The sequence below is a fragment of the Komagataeibacter diospyri genome, assembly GCF_006538165.1.
GTDB classification, from domain to species: Bacteria; Pseudomonadota; Alphaproteobacteria; order Acetobacterales; family Acetobacteraceae; genus Komagataeibacter; species Komagataeibacter diospyri.
The window spans coordinates 1-652 of the sequence record NZ_BDLU01000020.1 but is presented as its reverse complement, the minus strand read 5'-3'; the positions used below and the strand labels follow the sequence as shown (position 1 = coordinate 652).

The following is a 652-nucleotide window of genomic DNA, read 5'->3' as shown; positions in this document are numbered from 1 at the left end:
GTCGCCCCTGCCCCCGGCACAGTCAGTGTGACCGGGTCGCGGCTGACATACTGGCGCACAAGCGCGCTGGCTACCGCTGCCAGCGTGCCATAGGCCGATGCATCGACCACTCCGGGGGCCAGAAGGGATCCGGGCGCGACGGTCACGGCCAGCCCCGTTCCGGGCGCGCAGGCAAAGCCGCTGGCGGCCACGGTGGACCAGCCGTAAGCCATGGCCGCAAGTTGCCCCAGCCCGACATAGGCGTTGCGTTGCGCGTTCAACTGGTCACTATCCAGCGGTATCTGCGCGGGGTAGACGATCTGTCTGTCCATCAGTCAAGGGTCTCCACGTCCTGCACCCAGGCAATCGTGCCTGCGGGCATGACGTCTGCGATGCGGGTCAGGGTCTGTGTTGCGGGCTGGTTGGTGTCGCCGGTTGGCAATTGGGCAAATAACTGGAAGGGAACCGCGCGTGACCCGTAGCGCAGGGTGGTCACGCCATAACCGTAGCCACCGCCGATGGCCGGGCTGGCAAGGCTGCCCAGACCCTTGCAGTCGGTGGCGTTGCGTGGCTCGATCACGCGGCCTGCGGTGCCTACTTCATCGGCAATCACGTTCACCACATCGGGCCGCGTGCCCAGCGAGGGGAACAGCGCTTCCTCAATCCGGGTGCG

At 66.7% G+C, this 652-nt stretch carries 2 pseudogenes; both read right to left on the bottom strand.

What is annotated here, in order from left to right:
* Positions 1-311: pseudogene (locus MSKU9_RS03400) on the bottom strand (hypothetical protein); the annotation flags it as partial.
* A pseudogene (locus MSKU9_RS03395) lies at positions 311-652 on the bottom strand (hypothetical protein); the annotation flags it as partial. The pseudogenes MSKU9_RS03400 and MSKU9_RS03395, both read right to left, overlap by 1 nt.